The following is a 15,910-nucleotide window of genomic DNA, read 5'->3' as shown; positions in this document are numbered from 1 at the left end:
TCTTAATATCCCTGAATCAACGATAGAAGTGTTTCCTGAAACCCGTTTCCATAACTATCCCAGCCACCGATGCTTTTGACGCGCTCAATGGCCGCTACTGACATTTTTTGCCGTAATTCGGGATCATCCGCAAACTGTTCCAGCCGGTTCGTGATCATCGCCGGATTCCGGATGGGCAGGATAAAACCTTCTTTTCCGTCTTCAAATAAATCTTCCGCGCCCGAGTTCACACTGGCAATAACCGGACACCCGCAGGCCAGGGCTTCTCCCTGCACCATGGCCAGCCCTTCTTCCAGACTCGGGATGACAAATACGTGGGCCGTACTGTAGATGCGGGGAAGCTGGGCATTCGGGACGAGCCCCAAAAAAGAGACCTTGTCTAAGTTCTGGCCGGCTAATAGCTGCCGCATTTCCGGCTCCACCGTCCCGATGACAACGAATTCTTTATTCGGGTGTTTGAGGTTTTGGAACGCTTGCAGGGCATACATGAACCCTTTGCGGATGCCCACACTGCCGACCCAGAGTACCTTAAATTTTTTAGTACTGGGCTCCGCTACTTTATAAAACCGCTCCAGCCGGGCACCATACGGTATTTTAGCCAATTTCTCTTCGGGAATCCCCTGATCGAGAAAGGTTTTTTTGACGAATTGGGAAGGAACCGTAATCAGATCCGATTGTTCATATTCGATTTCTTCCTTTTCAATGACCCGCGAATCGATTCCCCGAAAGGTATGGCCCCATCGGGAAAATTCTTCGCGCAGGATTTGATCCTGAAACCGGATATGCGACGATCCTCGATCGCAAATGAAATATCCGTTGTGATCTTTTGCTTTTTTACCAGCATGCAGGCCATTGCCCGATAACGCAATTAAAATAGTGGGATGATTTATTTTACCGGCGACATATTTGTCAATCACCTGCATATCCAGCCATTCCCATTCTTCGGATAACCATTTCCAGTAATCAATCCCGATCAGCCCTCTTTTCATGTAGGGCGTATGAATCCAGGGAAACGTTTTTACTTTATCTTTCGGAATACCTTGTTCATCGCGCAATTTAAATTTAGGAAAACCGGTATATATTTTTTCCAGTAATCCCAAGCGTTCTAACTGTCTGGCGAGGTGGAAGTGATGAAACCTTCCGATCGCTAACTGCGTAACCTTCATGTTCATTCAGGCTGTTTTACCGTACCAGTATTTACCAATCACGGGCAAACGGCTTAATAATAAGAATGTTTTTTCAACACCGATTCTGGAAAACAGCTCCCAATATTTCTTTATATTCCAGCATAAAGCAATCATTGACACGGCCAGATACAGCAAGTAATAGTGGGGGAATACACTCATCATAATCATCCCAAAAGCCGCAATCAGTACGGAACGTATCGCGATCAGGTACGACTTAGTCGGCCAACGCATCTGATGCAAACCGAGCCATTTTTGGGCGTAAAAATGAAACCCGAAAGCGGCTGCCACCTCTGCGGTTAAAAGCGCGATTCCGGCTCCAATGATGCTGATCTGCGGAACCAGGAAAAAGATACCTCCAATCACGATCAGTGAAGAGATTAGCGATATCCCCATCTGTAAACGGAGCAGGTTATTGCCGGTTACAATGGCCGTCGCTGGCTGAGCGATTCCATACACCAGCACGCTTAACGAAAGCGTTGCGAACAGAAAGGGGTCATACGCAATTTGCCCCTTTGTCCAAAGCGTGAACAGGAAGGGGGCGATGGCATGAATAACCAGCACCGCAGGAGCCAGAATGGCCACTACCACCAGCCAGACGCTATCGAAAGCAACCTGCATTCGTTCCTGATCCCGGTTGTGCAGAAACCGCATTAACTCGGGCATCAGGGGGTTTGTAATGGTCGACAGCCCCTGTAAAGCCACATTGGCACCGGTCCGCATCGTGACAAAAGCCGCCAGACTGGCTGCCCCCACCACCGGCGACAACAACAGGCGAACCCCTTGCTGTTTAAAGTTTTCCAGAAAATACCGCCCCGACAACGCTAATGAGACAACGTATTTTTGGAAGCCAAGCCGAAGCGAAGCGGTTTTGAACTGAAGGCCTTCCTTTTTCAACCGATTGTTCGTATCCAGAAACTGGACAACCATGAGTAAGATCGATCCAATCGACGATGCGCCGGTAACGCCCAGTAAGTCGTAGCCGCTTATGATAAAAATAACCGTAATGAGCGACGTAAAAATGGAGGACCCAACGTTCCACCATTCCATTCTGGGATAATAGCCGAATGGATGTAAGGCCCGGAAAAATAAACCAATCACATTGCAGAATATCCACGAGAGCCATTGTATCAGTAACGACCACCCAATGTCATTCCGAAATTGCAGGTTGCTGATGCTTTTTTCATTGAATAAAAACCCGATATTACCGTAAAAACCGATGTAATATAGCGTTGCTAATTCGATCACGCTGAGGACCAGAATAACGCTGATTCCCGACCAGAGTAATCTGGCAATTTCAGTCCGGTTGGTATTTCCTAACTTCAAAAATTCGAACTGTAAAAAATCGCTGTACCCTCTCCCCGGCGTATTTAAAACATTGACCAGCGCCTGGATTGCGATGTAAACACCATAGGTCTGGATACTCCAGTAGCTCAGAAAAATAGGAACCAGCGCGACCTGAGTAAGCATGGTTATGCCAATTCTGGCCCAGGAAGCCGCCGTGCCCGAAATTAATCTTTTAGTGGTGGACATAAATCTGGTTTCTCATGGTGAAATCAACCCAAAACCGTGCAGTAATTCCAAATAGCATTCCGCATTCCCCTTCGGTTTATAACTTCAAACCCCGCTCAATAATTGGTAATAAATCCGCAGCTAATGCTTTTTGACCTTTGCTGTTTAAATGAATATCATCATTGAACATATCGAGCCCCATGTGATCAACCTGTAGGGGAATCTGGTTTTTCCGACAGAACTCTTCAATCACCAGGCCTCCGGGGTCCACCGTATTGTTGGTCAGCTCGGGCTGGGAAAGGTGTAAATAAACCGAGAACGGGATCTGTAACTTTTTGGACAGGCTGTCTAAGTCCGAAAATCCTTTGACGAGATTTTGCGGCTCTTCCGGGGCTTTTACCCTTTTTTTTTCGGTTTCCGGCTTCCTGAAATACCGGTCTTCCAGGGTATCCCACGCTTTTACGACCAGTTTGGGCCAAGCCAGCCAATCATTTTCAGCCGGGTGAGACGATGCGACGCCAACAATAGGCTGGAAGGTCATCGGGTCAAAAGCATCCCCGCTATTGGCAACCAGCAGCAACATATCGGCCTGAAACGTGCCATACTTTTTTAAGTAAGCCACCACGTTATCGGGCGACCAGGTTTTATCGCTGATATTTAATACCCGGATGGTTTTTCCGTATTTACGGAGTAATTCTTTTTCTACTAACGTGGATGCCAAACTATCCTGATCAATTGAATTACCGCCGTTAATAATGGAATCTCCCACTAACAAGACGATGATGGAATCCTGCGCCAGAACGGGGTTACTGCGCATGGAAAACTCATTGGTTACAAAGCGGTTTCGGTAGATGGTCGTGTTTTGATTGGGTTTTAATAAATACTCGAATTCAGTACTGGCGTCATAAAGGGGATAGCTCGTTAACCCGTAAAACCGCCCGGCAACTTCTACTAAAACAACAAAACCCAGAACTAAAAATAAACCAATTTTAACCTTCCGCATAACGATCTTTATCCCCTTTCATTTATGGCATTACTATTGATAGAATTTCCATAAAAAGGCTTCGTTTTTAGATGTAAACTGCCCGATCGATACGGCTTCGCCCTTTCAGTCCCACGCAGAACCTAATCACTCGTACTTTTTAACCCGATGAGCTGCTTCTAAAGCGAATTACTCAGGCCGAAACCAGCGTTTTCGATAAATCCACTTTCATCACCATTTGCAGGGAGTCAATAAAAACAGTTAATGTTTTTCCCTGCTGACTCACTACGTCTCCTTCGGTGTTGGTAAAACAACCGGATTTGATTTTTATCCGATCGGCTGACGAATAGGATTCGACCCGGATTTGCGTCGGATCGATTTCGTTCAGCATGCGTTTAATCGTGGTGATTTCCGAGTCGCGGACCACGGCGGGTTTGTTCATCCAGAACAGGTACCGAACAATGCCGGGAATACCAAATACCTGAGACCGCTGCTGGTCTTCGAGATTTACGAAGCAATAGGAGCGGAAAAGCGGTTCTTCAATTGTTTTGACCCGATCCGACCATTGCCGCCTGGTTTTGACCAGGGGGCAATACACTTCGATCCCGCGTTCCCGCAACTTGTCCGCTACGACCTTTTCGGTTCGGGATTTTGTATACAATACGTACCAGGACATGAATCTGCAATTAGTTATTCCTTAAAATCACCATGCATTTTCGTTTTCACCCACCATCGATTTGATCGTCAACCAGCAAATCCAGAGATCAAACAGGATGGATTTCTTCTTGTTGTAAAACCGGTCGTATTTGACCCGGTGGCGCATTTTCATGAGGTGATCGATTTCGCCCCGGTAGCCATTGATCTGGGCCAGCCCCGTTATACCCGGTTTTACCCGGTAGCGTTTCCGGTATTCGGGCATCGTATTCCAGAACTGGGCACTGTGCTGAACCGCGTGGGGCCGGGGGCCAACAACGCTCATATCACCGATGAGGACATTCAAAAACTGGGGCATCTCATCCAGGTTGGTTTTCCGCAGAAACCGGCCGATCGCCGTTACCCGCTCATCGTTCTTTTTCGCCTGTTTGAAAGAAGCATTCGGGTTGTGCGTCATGGTGCGGAATTTCAGACAGTTGAACGAACTGCCCCGATAACCGGTCCGCTTTTGAATGAATAAAACCGGTCCTTTTGAGCCAAGCTTGATCAGCAGGCCGATCAACGGAATCAGCCAGATTAAAATACAAACGACGACCAAAAAGCTAATACAGATATCAAATGCACGTTTGCCAAAATACTTATACGTGAAATCGCTCCGTCGATTGCGATCCTCCGTATACACGTAAAGAGTTTGGTACTGTGAGTTAAGGCTTAGCATAAACTTTTAATACTGAGTCGAATGGGTAAACAGGACAGAGAATGTGAGATGATAAAGTGTACTTCTTTGGTGCTGTCAGCAATCGGTTCCATCAACCGCGCACGTTTCAGCGCTAACTTCTTTTTCCTTTATTTATAGGGTGGCTGGTGTCGGAGCCGCCGTAATATTCACCGTAACTGTAATTGTAATAATGCGATTCACCTTCACCGATGGCATTCAGAACAATGCTCAAATTTTGAAACCGCTGCTCCCGGAACAGCGCATCCACCATTTTAAGCTGGTTTTTCGGCGTATGGTCATGCCGAACCATAAACAGCGTTACATCGGCAAAAGGAGCAATCAGTTGGGAGTCGGTGACCAGCCCAATAGGCGGTGAATCAACCAGAATGTAATCAAAACGCTCCCGCAATTCCTGAAAAAGCTGATTTAAGCGGGGAGTGCTCAGCAATTCGGCCGGATTGGGCAACAGCGGTCCCGCCGTAATGATGAAATAATTGGTATAGCCCAGAATGGGTTGCAGCAGGTCGTCAATGGTGGCTTCGCCGAGCAGGTAGTCGCTGATTCCGGCCTGGTTTTCCATGTGCAGATTCTTGTGCAACTGGGGTTTGCGCAGGTCCATTTCCAGAATCACGGTGGTGCGATCCACCATCGCCAGACTGGCCCCCAGATTAAGCGAGATGAACGACTTGCCTTCTCCGCTGATGCAGGACGTAAATAGCAATACCTGGCTCTGCTGATGCTCGGCCTTCAGAAAATGCAGATTTGTACGCAGGGCGCGGATTTGTTCTCCAATGACGGAACGCAGCCGCGGTTTGAACACCAGGTTGTCGGTCGATACCCGGCTTCCCTTGACAATTTCGCCCAGAATGGGTACCTGGGTGATTTCCTCCACATCCGAACGTCGCATCACCCGGTTGTTGAAGGCATCTTTTATTTCGATAAACCCGATCGGCAAAAACAGGCCAATGCAGCCGAAAATCAAAAAGATGGTACTGCGAACCGGAGCAACCGGTCCTTCGTCGGTACGGGCAACGTCCACGATGCGGCTGTCCGTAACGGTTGAAGCCGCCGACAGAGCGGTTTCTTCACGCTTCTGAAGCAGGTAGGTATACAGACCATTCTTGATCACCTGCTGCCGGGTAATATTCAACAGCGTTCGTTCCTTGCCGGGAACCGTTCGGATCATTTCTTCCAACCGGCGGTTATTATCCTGCAAATGATTCCGGCTGCTGGTCAACTGCTGGCGCATCGTCTGAACGTTTTCGTTGATGCTTCCTTTGATTGTTTTAATCTGGCTGTCGATCGACAACAACATCGGACTGTTGCTCGCCATCATGCGCGACATTTCGTCCCGCTTTAGTTCGAGTTCCGATATTTTACCCAATAAACTGGTCAGCGTCGGGTCGTTCAGACCAATGGTGGCGGGGGCCACGCTTTTGTCGCCGGGTTGTTTTGCCAGGTACCGTTCAATATCGGCCAGACCGCTCAGGCGCATATTGACTTCGTTCAACTGCGCGTCATTTTCCTTGACAGTCACCAGAAAGGTCTGGGCCTGAACGCTCAGATCCGTAATGCCCTGGGTCGATTTATACGATTCTACTTCCTGTTCAACCTGCGACAGTTCACCGGCAATCAGGCTCAGCCGTTCTTCGATGAACTTGAGCATGTTATGCGCATCCTTATTCCGGTCGAAGACGGCTTCTTTGCTGTAGGCATTGACCAGTTGGTTCAGGATGGCTTCCGCTTTGTCCGGAACGGTTTCTTCCATGCTCAATTCCAGTACGTTCGACTCCTTGGCCGCCGGTTCCACACTCAGTTTATCCAGATAGCTGTTAACCGCTCTTGAATGGGTTAATACCGATACCGTGACGGGTTCGGTGCTGGCGTTGATAGACCGGAGCGGGAAAATCCGGAGCTGACCGTATGGCGTTTTGATGTTCTGGTTAAACGGATAGGAATATCCGTTCAACAGAAACGTTTTGTTATCGACGAATGTAAATTCAAGGGGTGTATTAACGAGTTGCGGATTTGCTTTTTCAACAATCAACCGGATGGGCGATTCCGCGTAAATCTCCTTTTTATAGGTCGTTGAAGGATGAAAATACTGAACATCGAGCCCCAGACTGGTTACCACGCGGTCCATGAGGGTATACGACTTGAGGATTTCGATCTGGTCGTCGATGCTGACGTTTTTGTTGAACAGGTAGAGTTCCTTCATGAGGTTCTCCGCCGATAAACCGCCTTTCTTTTCGTCCTTGATCAACAGGCTGGCATGAATCCGGTAAACCGGGGCCTGATAGAGCAGATAGGTATAAGCGGCACCAAGCAACAGAACCAGCGAAAGGAGAAACCAGGGCCAGAACCGCAGATAACGCATCAACGTAGCCCGTAGATTTGGCTGTGGTGATACTTCATAGGCCTGATAAGGCGTGTATGAGTTATTTACCATAGTATTAACGAGTTACAACAATGGCAATAATTGAAAGTGCACTCAGAATGATCGGTACCAGCTGGTACGTCCGATCCGCATTGGCGATACGCGCCTTACCGGGTTCGACATACACGATATCATTGGGATGCAAATGATAGAAAGGGGAGCGAAACAAATCCCGCTTCGTTAAATCGACGTGATTGAACGTCTGCTTTCCATTCACTTCCCGAATGATCAGAACATTGGTACGCTTACCGAAAATCGTAATATCTCCCGCCAGCCCCAGGGCTTCGGGTAACGTAATGTGCTCGCTCGGAATGGAGAAGAGCGACGGCCGGGCTACCTCACCCGTTACGGAAATTTGAAAATTGAGATTTCTGACATTTACCGTTGGTTCTTTCAGGTAATTCAGCAGTTTTTGCCGGATCTCTTTAGATGCCTGGGAGTTGGTCAGGCCTTGTACGGTTATTTTGCCAATGAGCGGCAACTCGATCTGACCTTCTTCACTCACCAGATAGCCAGCCATATAAGGCATGGGCGTGGTGGGCGTGCTTTGCATGGTACTCGTGCCAGACAAGGCCGTAATGGCCGTATAGGGATTAAAAAGCGCCGTTGCTTCCGGACTAAAACTGCTCACCTGAACGGATAATACATCGCCAACTTTAATTACCGGTATGTAGCGCGCAGCAACTGAAACCGTATCGTTTCCCGGCCCGGTTTTCTGGTACAGCACTAGCTTTTTACTTGAAATGCAACTCGCAAGGCAAGCACATAAACCAATAAGCCAAAACCCGCCCCGGACATACAGTTCACTTAGATTCATACAGTCACTCAATAAATTAATGATACTGACTCGCGTAACGATCTGAGCACTACTGCCAGACGACTCATCCAGCTCCATGCTACTTATCAAGACTTGTAAAAATTTTCTGCAAGATAAGTAAAATTACTCAACTCAAAAATTGAAAAAAATTTACTCATCTTCATCTGCTAAATAGGCCAAATGTGTTAAGTTGCCCATCAGTTAAACTCTTCAGCCGATAAAATTGGCCTAAACGGGTGCAAATGCATTACAAAAATAATACTTATGAACTGAATAAAAATAGAATTTAATTTTGCAAAACCTCTAAGTAGTTGTTTTAACTGGTTTATCAGACACTTAGTTTAAAAATAAGATAATCCATTTCTGATTTAATGGTCCAGAGGTAAGTAACTGAAAAAAAAACCTGTACTACTTAAGTTTTTACCAGATTATAATTTCTACAAAATGTGCTAACTCTTGATGTATTTGTAGTATTTATAACCAGTATATTTTGTTGTACAACAATTAACTAACTCATTTTCAGTATCTTTCCGGGATGGGCATTTAACAGACAAAAAAAATGGAGTTATTTTATTCACCCATTCTGGCTTAGTTTATTATATGGCACCTAATTCTTTGTTCGATAATTAAGATCGGTTCCATCCTGCGGACGAATTGCAAATATTGTCTTGCTGTTGCCGGGGGAGAAAACCGCCAGCGATGGGTAGTTAGGCCGAATGCGGGAAGAACGACGCCGAAGCCGTTGCCCTGGTAGCAGAAATGGAGGGTAACGAAGTTACTGAGAATGCAATTCCGTCAGACACCGAAATGCCTGAATCTGAAACCAGTGACTAAGATCGCGGGAATGCGGCAGGAGGAATTAATCCGTTTTTAATACTTTCAGGGCTTTGTATTGCGTGGGCGTGCTGACCCGGAGCCATAACAATCCGGTTACCTGGTTACTGACCGAAAACCGCTGCCGATCAACGACCCCGGCCCGCTCGAGTTGATGCTCCGAAATCATCCGGCCCTGGCCGTCCGACAACTGCAATTGCAACGGCTGACCTTCTACCCCCGATACTTCAATTTCTACCAAATTGTTGGTAACCGGATTGCCCAGCAACCGAACAATAAGTTCGGCCTCTTCTTCAGCCGATTCACGGGCTTTTCGGGCCGTAGCGCACACATAGGCTTTCGGCGAGCCTTTCAATAGATAGGTACTACCCAATATCCTTGCCTGCACCATCGCACCGTTTGGTAGCGTGGAAGGAGGGGCAAAATTGTAGGCATGGACCCCGTTGCCCTTGCCCGCATCTTTCAAATCCGTCCGGTAAATGTTTGCTTCCGCCCGACCAATAACCGTCGTGATCGTCGGAGTACCGGTTTCCAGATAGAATTCGACCGTAAACGATGCATTGGGTTTGTTGCGATCCCAGACCCACCCCCGAATGCTTCCACATTCCAGTTTATCCAGAAACCCTTCAAAATTACCGGTAACGGCTGGCGCGGGTGCCGGACTGATCGTCAATGTGAGGCTCACACTACCCGTAGCGCCCTGATCATCAGTGGCCGAATAGGTCAAAATAAACGTACCGGCGCCGGTGGGCGTGCCCGTAATCACCCGGCTGGAAGGAGCAAAGTTCAGCCCTACGGGCAATGCACTCAATCCGTACGTCAATGTACCACCGTCGGGGTCCGTGAAAACCGCCAGCGTGGCCGAAAAAGGAACTCCTACCTGTCCCGTCATTCCGGTGGAAGCAGGTGGTTGCGGAGGTTTATTTACGGGTGGCGTCGAGGTAACTTTGGCACAGGAAGTCGTCCCGACAGACGCGTGAGTGACCCGTTCCAGCACATCGTCCTTCATTAATTTCAATGAGTTCTCCAGCGTCAGATTACACACCAGGGTGTTGTACGAACCACTGTTGAGATAAATGCCGTTTGCACAATTGACGGCCCGGTTGTTCTCGAAAATGCTTCCCAAAATGGCCGGAATCTGTTCATCTTCGAAAAAGGCAAGCTGGTGGTACTCCAGATAGTTCAGGAACCCCTCCGGAAACTCCGCATCGACTACCGCCGGCGTATTGGGCGTCAACGCCCGAACCGTGTTGCCACGTACTTCCAGTCCAATGACCGATGTCCCGAACGTCCTGGTTTGAGCGTGCTGGACCGAATGAACGCCGATGAACACGCCGTTGCTTCCATTCGTGTTTGAGACCGAATTACCAATTATCTGATTGTTATAGATCGGGTTAAATTGCTGACGGCCATTCGACTCCTGCTGAATGGGCGTTAAATCGATCGAGCCGCTGTTGAGCAAGGTGTTGTTGACAATGGCCATCTGGCTCGTCGATGCATGATAGATCGTAATGCCCCTGTGATTGCCTTCCATGCGATTATTCTGAATCAGCCAGTTCTGAGCGCTCCAGTTGAAAACCGCATAGTTGCTTCCCGATCCCGGAATGACATCCCACGCCCGATCCAGTTGCAAGGTTGACCCGCTCCGACTGGTGATTCTTCGCCATTGCCCCATGCCTTTTCCGCTCACAATGGCCACCACGGGCTGGCGACGGAATGCGCCCCAATTCTTGCTCTGGTCCTGCAGTGTTGTCGCGGTTGCTCCACTCACGGTTCCCGTCTCTTCGTCGACCCGGTCTCCTCCTCCTCCTTCGCTGATGATGGTTTCGCCGTCGTTGCTGTTCTGCGCGGGGCCGTTAAGTACCCTGAATTCGTTATTGACAACCGCCAGATTCCGGGCAAAATTGACGATCAATACGTGGTTAACCACCGTACTTGGGTAGCGAGCCGAACCATCGCGATACACCCGGTTATTTTCAAATATGCCTTCGTGCGTATCATTCAGGTTCAATCCATCGACCGCATAGTTGAAGGTATTGTCGCGTATGACAAAGTTGCTGCATTCATTGAGTTGCAAGGGGCCGAGGTACCTGAACTTGCTATCGACGCCCTGACTAAGGTCCGTATTGGCAATGACCAGTTTATCACTGCCCGCCAGCCAGAGCCAATCGCTCTTTTTGAGGTCGAGCCGAACCCGCTGCAGAAAAATCTCGGTGCCTTTCCCCCGGCTGCTGCTGAGCATTTCGCTGCCGGTTTCATCCACATTCAGAAACGACAGATCGGCCAGACCGGCCTGCCGAACCACCTCCGGCCAATAAATGCCCAGGTGCGAAACTTGCGTTTCATACCCGTATTTGATGATAGTCTGGTCTTTTCCCGCTCCCTGAATCACCACCCGGTTCCGCATCCGGAGGTATTCGAAATAGGTATACAACAATTTATAGGTTCCTGCGGGCAGATAAACAACGCCCCCACCATCGGCGGCAGCCCGGTCGATCGCCTGTTGTATAGCGGCCTGATCGTTGGCCTGCCCATTGCCCACAGCCTTCACACTCAGGCGCGGATCGGTTTTGACATTGTAGACGTTGCGGTAAAAATCCAGTTTAGCGGCCCAGCCCACCCCTAGCTGGAAATAATCGTCTCCGGACGAAATGGCCGTTAAGGGCAGCTCTACCTGTTTTTCACCTAAACCGCCACCCAACCCATTGGTAACCAAAACATTGTAAACCGTTCCGGCCTTTAGCGTGGTGGGCAGTTTCAGGCTTAATTTATATGCATCACTCCGGCTTGGATCGATCGTCGCTTCGTACGCGGTGGTCGTCCCCTGCGCAATCAACCGAACCCGGGCCGTGGCGCCGGGCAATTGGAGGTTTCGTCCAAAAATGCGAAGGGTCCCCCCCGGACTCCCTTCCGGCGAATCGAAATGCATCCCCAACGCCTGGTTGACAAAAACCGCCGGACTTTTCTGCCCCTGATCTTCCACCCAGATCTGGTAAAGATCCAAACCGGTTTGGGCCGGAATCTGAACCGTGGCGTGGTTGGCGCCCTGAACCAGAATTGGTAAAGCGGTTTGATTCGTTGCGGTTCCTTTCAGAAAAAAGACCCTGGCGGTTGCGCTAAAATTTCCCTGAAGACTGACGGCTTCGCCCGGTTGAGCCGAGAGACTGGCATTGAAAATTCGGGGTTGGGCAATAACAATTTGTGAACTACAAATGCTGATAAACAGGATAAATGAAAGTAAACGGTGGGTCATAAATATCAGTTTTATACAGATCACTTCCCTTTCCTCCCTTCCTGTTCTATCCCGCAAAAGTGAACTTATTCGTAATTACACAGTCTGTTAACAACCTATATTCTTCTGCTAAATCTGTGCCAATCCAACCCTGAAGCCATTTAGTTAAAGAAAAAGGTATGTAAAAACCTGCTTTTACGGTATTAAGAATGAAAAGTAACGCCACCAAAGGAGATTGGCAGGAAATGAGATAAGCGGCCTGGAAAACTGACCGCCAGGAAGCAAACGCAATCTTTTGTCCGATAAATCCGCTCAGAATTTGATAAAACACTGGCTGACCAGGTCGCCCTGATCCGGTTGAACTTGCAGAAGATATACGCCAATGGGCAATTGCTGTACATCCAGCAGGGCTTCCGTGGAGGTCGTGCGCGTATCCATCAGCAGGGCGCCCGTCAGGGAATAGATTTTGAAGCGTGCGCCGGCCGATGACAATTGGACATGAAGCTCGGTCATGACCGGGTTAGGGTATATTTTTATGGTTAAAGGCGGATCTTCGGGGGAGTTGGTCAGGCAGGAGGAGGTTCCCACGGAAGCGTGAGTGATTTGCTCCAGCCGCTCGTCTTTCAGCAAATTCGGGGAGTTTTCCAGCGTCAGGTTACACACAACGGTATTGTAAGAACCGCTGTTCAGATAAAGTGCGTTTGCACAGTTGTTGGCTTTATTATTCTCAAAAATACTCCCCAGAATGGCTGGAACCTGTTCGTCTTCGTAAACCGACGCGGGGTGGTATTCCAGGTAATTCAGATACCCCTCCGGGAAGTTGGCATCCACCACCGCCGGAATGTTCGGAATCCCGGCCCGAACCGTGTTGCCCCGAACCTCCAGACCAATCACCGATGTGCCGAACGTTTTGGCCTGCCGGTGCTGCACCGGATGAGCCCCAATAAAAACGCCGTTGCTGCCATTCGTGTTCCCGACCAAATTGCCAATGACCTGCGTATTATACATCGGAACAAATTGCTGACGACCATTTAATTGCTGCTGAATGGGCGTCAGATCGATGGAACCGCTGTTGTGCAAGTTGTTGCTGACCAGCGCGACCTGGTTCGTTGCACCGTGGTACATGGTAATTCCCCGGCGGTTTCCTTCCATGCGGTTTCCCTGCACCAGCCAGTTTTCGGCGCTCCAGTTGAAGATGGCATAGTGACTTCCCGCTCCCGGAATGACATCCCACGCCCGATCGAGTTGCAGCGTCGAACCGCTCCGGCTCGTAATCCGGCGCCATTGTCCCATGCCCTTCCCACTCACAATAGCCACCACCGGCTGGCGTCGAAATGCGCCCCAATTCTTGCTCTGGTCCTGAAGCGTTGTTGCGGTTGCACTACTCACCGTTCCGGCTTCTTCGTCGATCCGGTCGGCTCCACCTCCTTCGCTGATGATCGCTTCTCCATCATTGCCATTCTGGGCCGGGCCGTTGATCACGTTGAGTTCGTTGTTGAGAATCACCAGATTCTTCGCAAAATTGGCGATCAGAACGTGGTGAATCGTTGTCGTCGGATACCGGGCCGAACCGTCGCGGTATACCTGATTATTTTCAAAAATCCCTTCGTGGACGTCATTCATATTCAATCCATCGACGGCATAATTGAACGTATTATACCGCACCAGAAAGTTGCTGCAACCGTTCAGCAGCAGAGGGCCGTGGTAACTAAAATTTTGATCAATGCCCTGACTAAAGTCGGAGTTGGCAATGACCAGTTTATCGCTGTTTGCCAACCACAACCAGTCGCTTTTCTTGAGATCGAACCGAACCCGCTGCAGGAAAATCTCGGTGCCCTGCCCCCGGCTGCTGTTGAGCAGGGCGCTGCCGGTTTCATCCACATTCATAAATGTCAGATCGGCCAGACCAGCCTGGCGGGTCACTTCCGGCCAGTACAGCCCCAGGTGTGAAACTTGCGGCTCATACCCAAACTTGATGATGGTCTGGTCTTTTCCCGCCCCCTGAATCACCACCCGGTTCCGCATCCGGAGGTATTCGAAGTTAGGATACAGCAATTTATAGGTTCCTGCGGGCAGGTAAACAATGCCTCCGCCATCGGCGGCAGCCCGGTCAATGGCCCGTTGCAACGCGGGCTGGTCGTTGGCGTTTCCGTCGCCCACGGCTTTTACACTTAGCCGGGAGTCGGTTTTGACATTGTAGATGTTGCGGGTAAAATCGAGTTTGGCGGCCCAGCCCACTTCCAGTTGAAAGTAATCCGTTCCGGTAATGGTGGCCGTCAGTGGAAGTTCCATCGTCGTCTCCCCGGCATTTCCACCCAATCCATTCGTAACCAGAACCTTATAAACAACTCCGGGTTGTATCGTGCTGGGCAGTCTCAACCGAAGCTGGTAGGCGTCACTGTTAGTGACGTCAATTGATCCTTCCTGCGAGGTAGATGAATTGGGGGCTATCAGCCGCACCCGGGCTGTGCTTCCGGGCAGTTGCAGATTCCGGCCAAAGATTCGCATCGAGCCGCCGGGGCTCCCTTCCGGGGAGTCAAACTGCAAGCCAACGGCCTGATTGACAAAAACCGGTGGGCTTTTCTGCCCCTGGTCTTCCACCCAGATCTGGTAAAGATCCAGACCGGTTTGAGCCGGAATCTGAACGGTGGCATGATTGGCCCGCTGAACGAGCACGGGCAAAGCCGCTGGTGTGGTGGTGGTTCCTTTCAGAAAAAAAACTTTGGCCGAGGCTCCAAAGTCACCTTGCAGGTTGACGGCTTCACCCGGTTTTACCGACGGGCTGGCGTTGAAGATACGGGGCTGAGCCAAAAGGAGTTGAGAACGACCAACCCATCCAAGCAATATAGAAAGCAAAAAAAGTAAACGGTGGATCATCGGGTAAAATTTTATGCCAGCCGTGGACGTGGGTAAGTCCGCTTGCCCGTCTTCCTCACTAACCCATCAGCTTATAAAAGTAATTCCTAATTCAATAGGATGCTATCTGAAAACGCTGAACAAAACCTTCTCAGTATTGCCGAAAAGCCTGATTAACTAAATAAGCATTTCCGGGTTCCGTCCGGCAATATTTTTCAGAATTTGGATCAGTGGAAACGTATGCCCATTCAATTTATCAGACAAGAAAATTTGCGCTTGATTTTTAATCGTTTACATAGCTGGGAATGCAATAAAAAGAGTACATTCGGTTACATTAACTACTCAAGTTTCTCAAAAAAAATACTCTGCTTTTTTCATCCGCTCTACCTTATTGAAAATTCTAATTCTACCGATCTTCAGCCAATACTATTTGGAAATAGTGACAACATCATCCACTCATCCAACCACCACCTTGCAAAGCCGCTCGGACGTCCAAATTCATTGTTGCTTAGCCAAATAAACGTATTTTATGAGATTCGGGAATGCTAATCCGGTCTCTCAACTGCTCCCGTCAATCGGTCTATTGACAATACGAAATGAGGTCAACTATAGCCGCACTGGCCATCTACAGGAAGGCGGTTTTTACGATCCGAAATCGAACGGTTTAAAATTCACGCCAACGCC

At 49.1% G+C, this 15,910-nt stretch carries 9 protein-coding genes; all 9 read right to left on the bottom strand.

The window, feature by feature from the left end; translation table 11 throughout:
• Positions 1–2: 2 nt before the first annotated feature.
• The 9 genes from EHT25_RS12160 to EHT25_RS12120 all read right to left on the bottom strand — a co-directional run bounded on the left by EHT25_RS12160 (position 3) and on the right by EHT25_RS12120 (position 15,181).
• The gene (locus EHT25_RS12160) at positions 3–1,172 is read right to left on the bottom strand and encodes a glycosyltransferase family 4 protein (RefSeq protein ID WP_124874810.1); all 1,170 of its coding nucleotides are present in this window, start codon (positions 1,170–1,172) and stop codon (positions 3–5) included.
• On the bottom strand, positions 1,173–2,717 hold the full coding sequence (locus tag EHT25_RS12155; protein ID WP_124874809.1) for a lipopolysaccharide biosynthesis protein: 1,545 nt from the start codon (positions 2,715–2,717) through the stop codon (positions 1,173–1,175).
• A 76-nt stretch (positions 2,718–2,793) separates the two neighbouring features.
• Positions 2,794–3,699 carry a hypothetical protein gene (locus EHT25_RS12150; protein ID WP_124874807.1) on the bottom strand — a complete coding sequence of 302 codons (906 nt, stop codon included), beginning with the start codon at positions 3,697–3,699 and terminating at the stop codon, positions 2,794–2,796.
• Positions 3,700–3,871: 172 nt separating this feature from the next.
• The gene (locus tag EHT25_RS12145) at positions 3,872–4,354 is read right to left on the bottom strand and encodes a UpxY family transcription antiterminator (RefSeq protein ID WP_124874805.1); all 483 of its coding nucleotides are present in this window, start codon (positions 4,352–4,354) and stop codon (positions 3,872–3,874) included.
• Between the two features lie 27 nt (positions 4,355–4,381).
• Positions 4,382–5,050 carry a sugar transferase gene (locus EHT25_RS12140; RefSeq protein ID WP_124874803.1) on the bottom strand — a complete coding sequence of 223 codons (669 nt, stop codon included), beginning with the start codon at positions 5,048–5,050 and terminating at the stop codon, positions 4,382–4,384.
• 112 nt (positions 5,051–5,162) lie between these two features.
• Positions 5,163–7,499, bottom strand: coding sequence for a GumC family protein (locus EHT25_RS12135; RefSeq protein WP_124874801.1), 2,337 nt, complete (start codon positions 7,497–7,499; stop codon positions 5,163–5,165).
• 4 nt (positions 7,500–7,503) lie between these two features.
• The gene (locus EHT25_RS12130; RefSeq protein WP_229311503.1) at positions 7,504–8,214 is read right to left on the bottom strand and encodes a polysaccharide biosynthesis/export family protein; all 711 of its coding nucleotides are present in this window, start codon (positions 8,212–8,214) and stop codon (positions 7,504–7,506) included.
• A gap of 949 nt (positions 8,215–9,163) precedes the next feature.
• Positions 9,164–12,391 carry a putative Ig domain-containing protein gene (locus EHT25_RS12125; RefSeq protein ID WP_221622269.1) on the bottom strand — a complete coding sequence of 1,076 codons (3,228 nt, stop codon included), beginning with the start codon at positions 12,389–12,391 and terminating at the stop codon, positions 9,164–9,166.
• A gap of 291 nt (positions 12,392–12,682) precedes the next feature.
• A complete protein-coding gene (locus EHT25_RS12120; protein ID WP_185731345.1) occupies positions 12,683–15,181 on the bottom strand; it encodes a T9SS type A sorting domain-containing protein in 2,499 nt (832 codons plus the stop codon).
• Between the last annotated feature and the right edge of the window lie 729 nt (positions 15,182–15,910).

Source organism: Larkinella rosea (assembly GCF_003858635.1).
Taxonomy (GTDB): domain Bacteria; phylum Bacteroidota; class Bacteroidia; order Cytophagales; family Spirosomataceae; genus Larkinella; species Larkinella rosea.
Note: the sequence above shows the minus strand (reverse complement) of the source record. Positions and strands in the feature narration are given on the sequence as shown.

Bases quoted from the DNA above. Each gene is read 5' to 3' on its own strand.
- EHT25_RS12145 (WP_124874805.1), bottom strand. From the start codon at position 4,354: ATGTCCTGGTACGTATTGTATACAAAATCCCGAACCGAAAAGGTCGTA.
- EHT25_RS12155 (WP_124874809.1), bottom strand. From the start codon at position 2,717: ATGTCCACCACTAAAAGATTAATTTCGGGCACGGCGGCTTCCTGGGCC.
- EHT25_RS12125 (WP_221622269.1), bottom strand. From the start codon at position 12,391: ATGACCCACCGTTTACTTTCATTTATCCTGTTTATCAGCATTTGTAGT.
- EHT25_RS12150 (WP_124874807.1), bottom strand. From the start codon at position 3,699: ATGCGGAAGGTTAAAATTGGTTTATTTTTAGTTCTGGGTTTTGTTGTT.
- EHT25_RS12140 (WP_124874803.1), bottom strand. From the start codon at position 5,050: ATGCTAAGCCTTAACTCACAGTACCAAACTCTTTACGTGTATACGGAG.
- EHT25_RS12135 (WP_124874801.1), bottom strand. From the start codon at position 7,499: ATGGTAAATAACTCATACACGCCTTATCAGGCCTATGAAGTATCACCA.
- EHT25_RS12160 (WP_124874810.1), bottom strand. From the start codon at position 1,172: ATGAACATGAAGGTTACGCAGTTAGCGATCGGAAGGTTTCATCACTTC.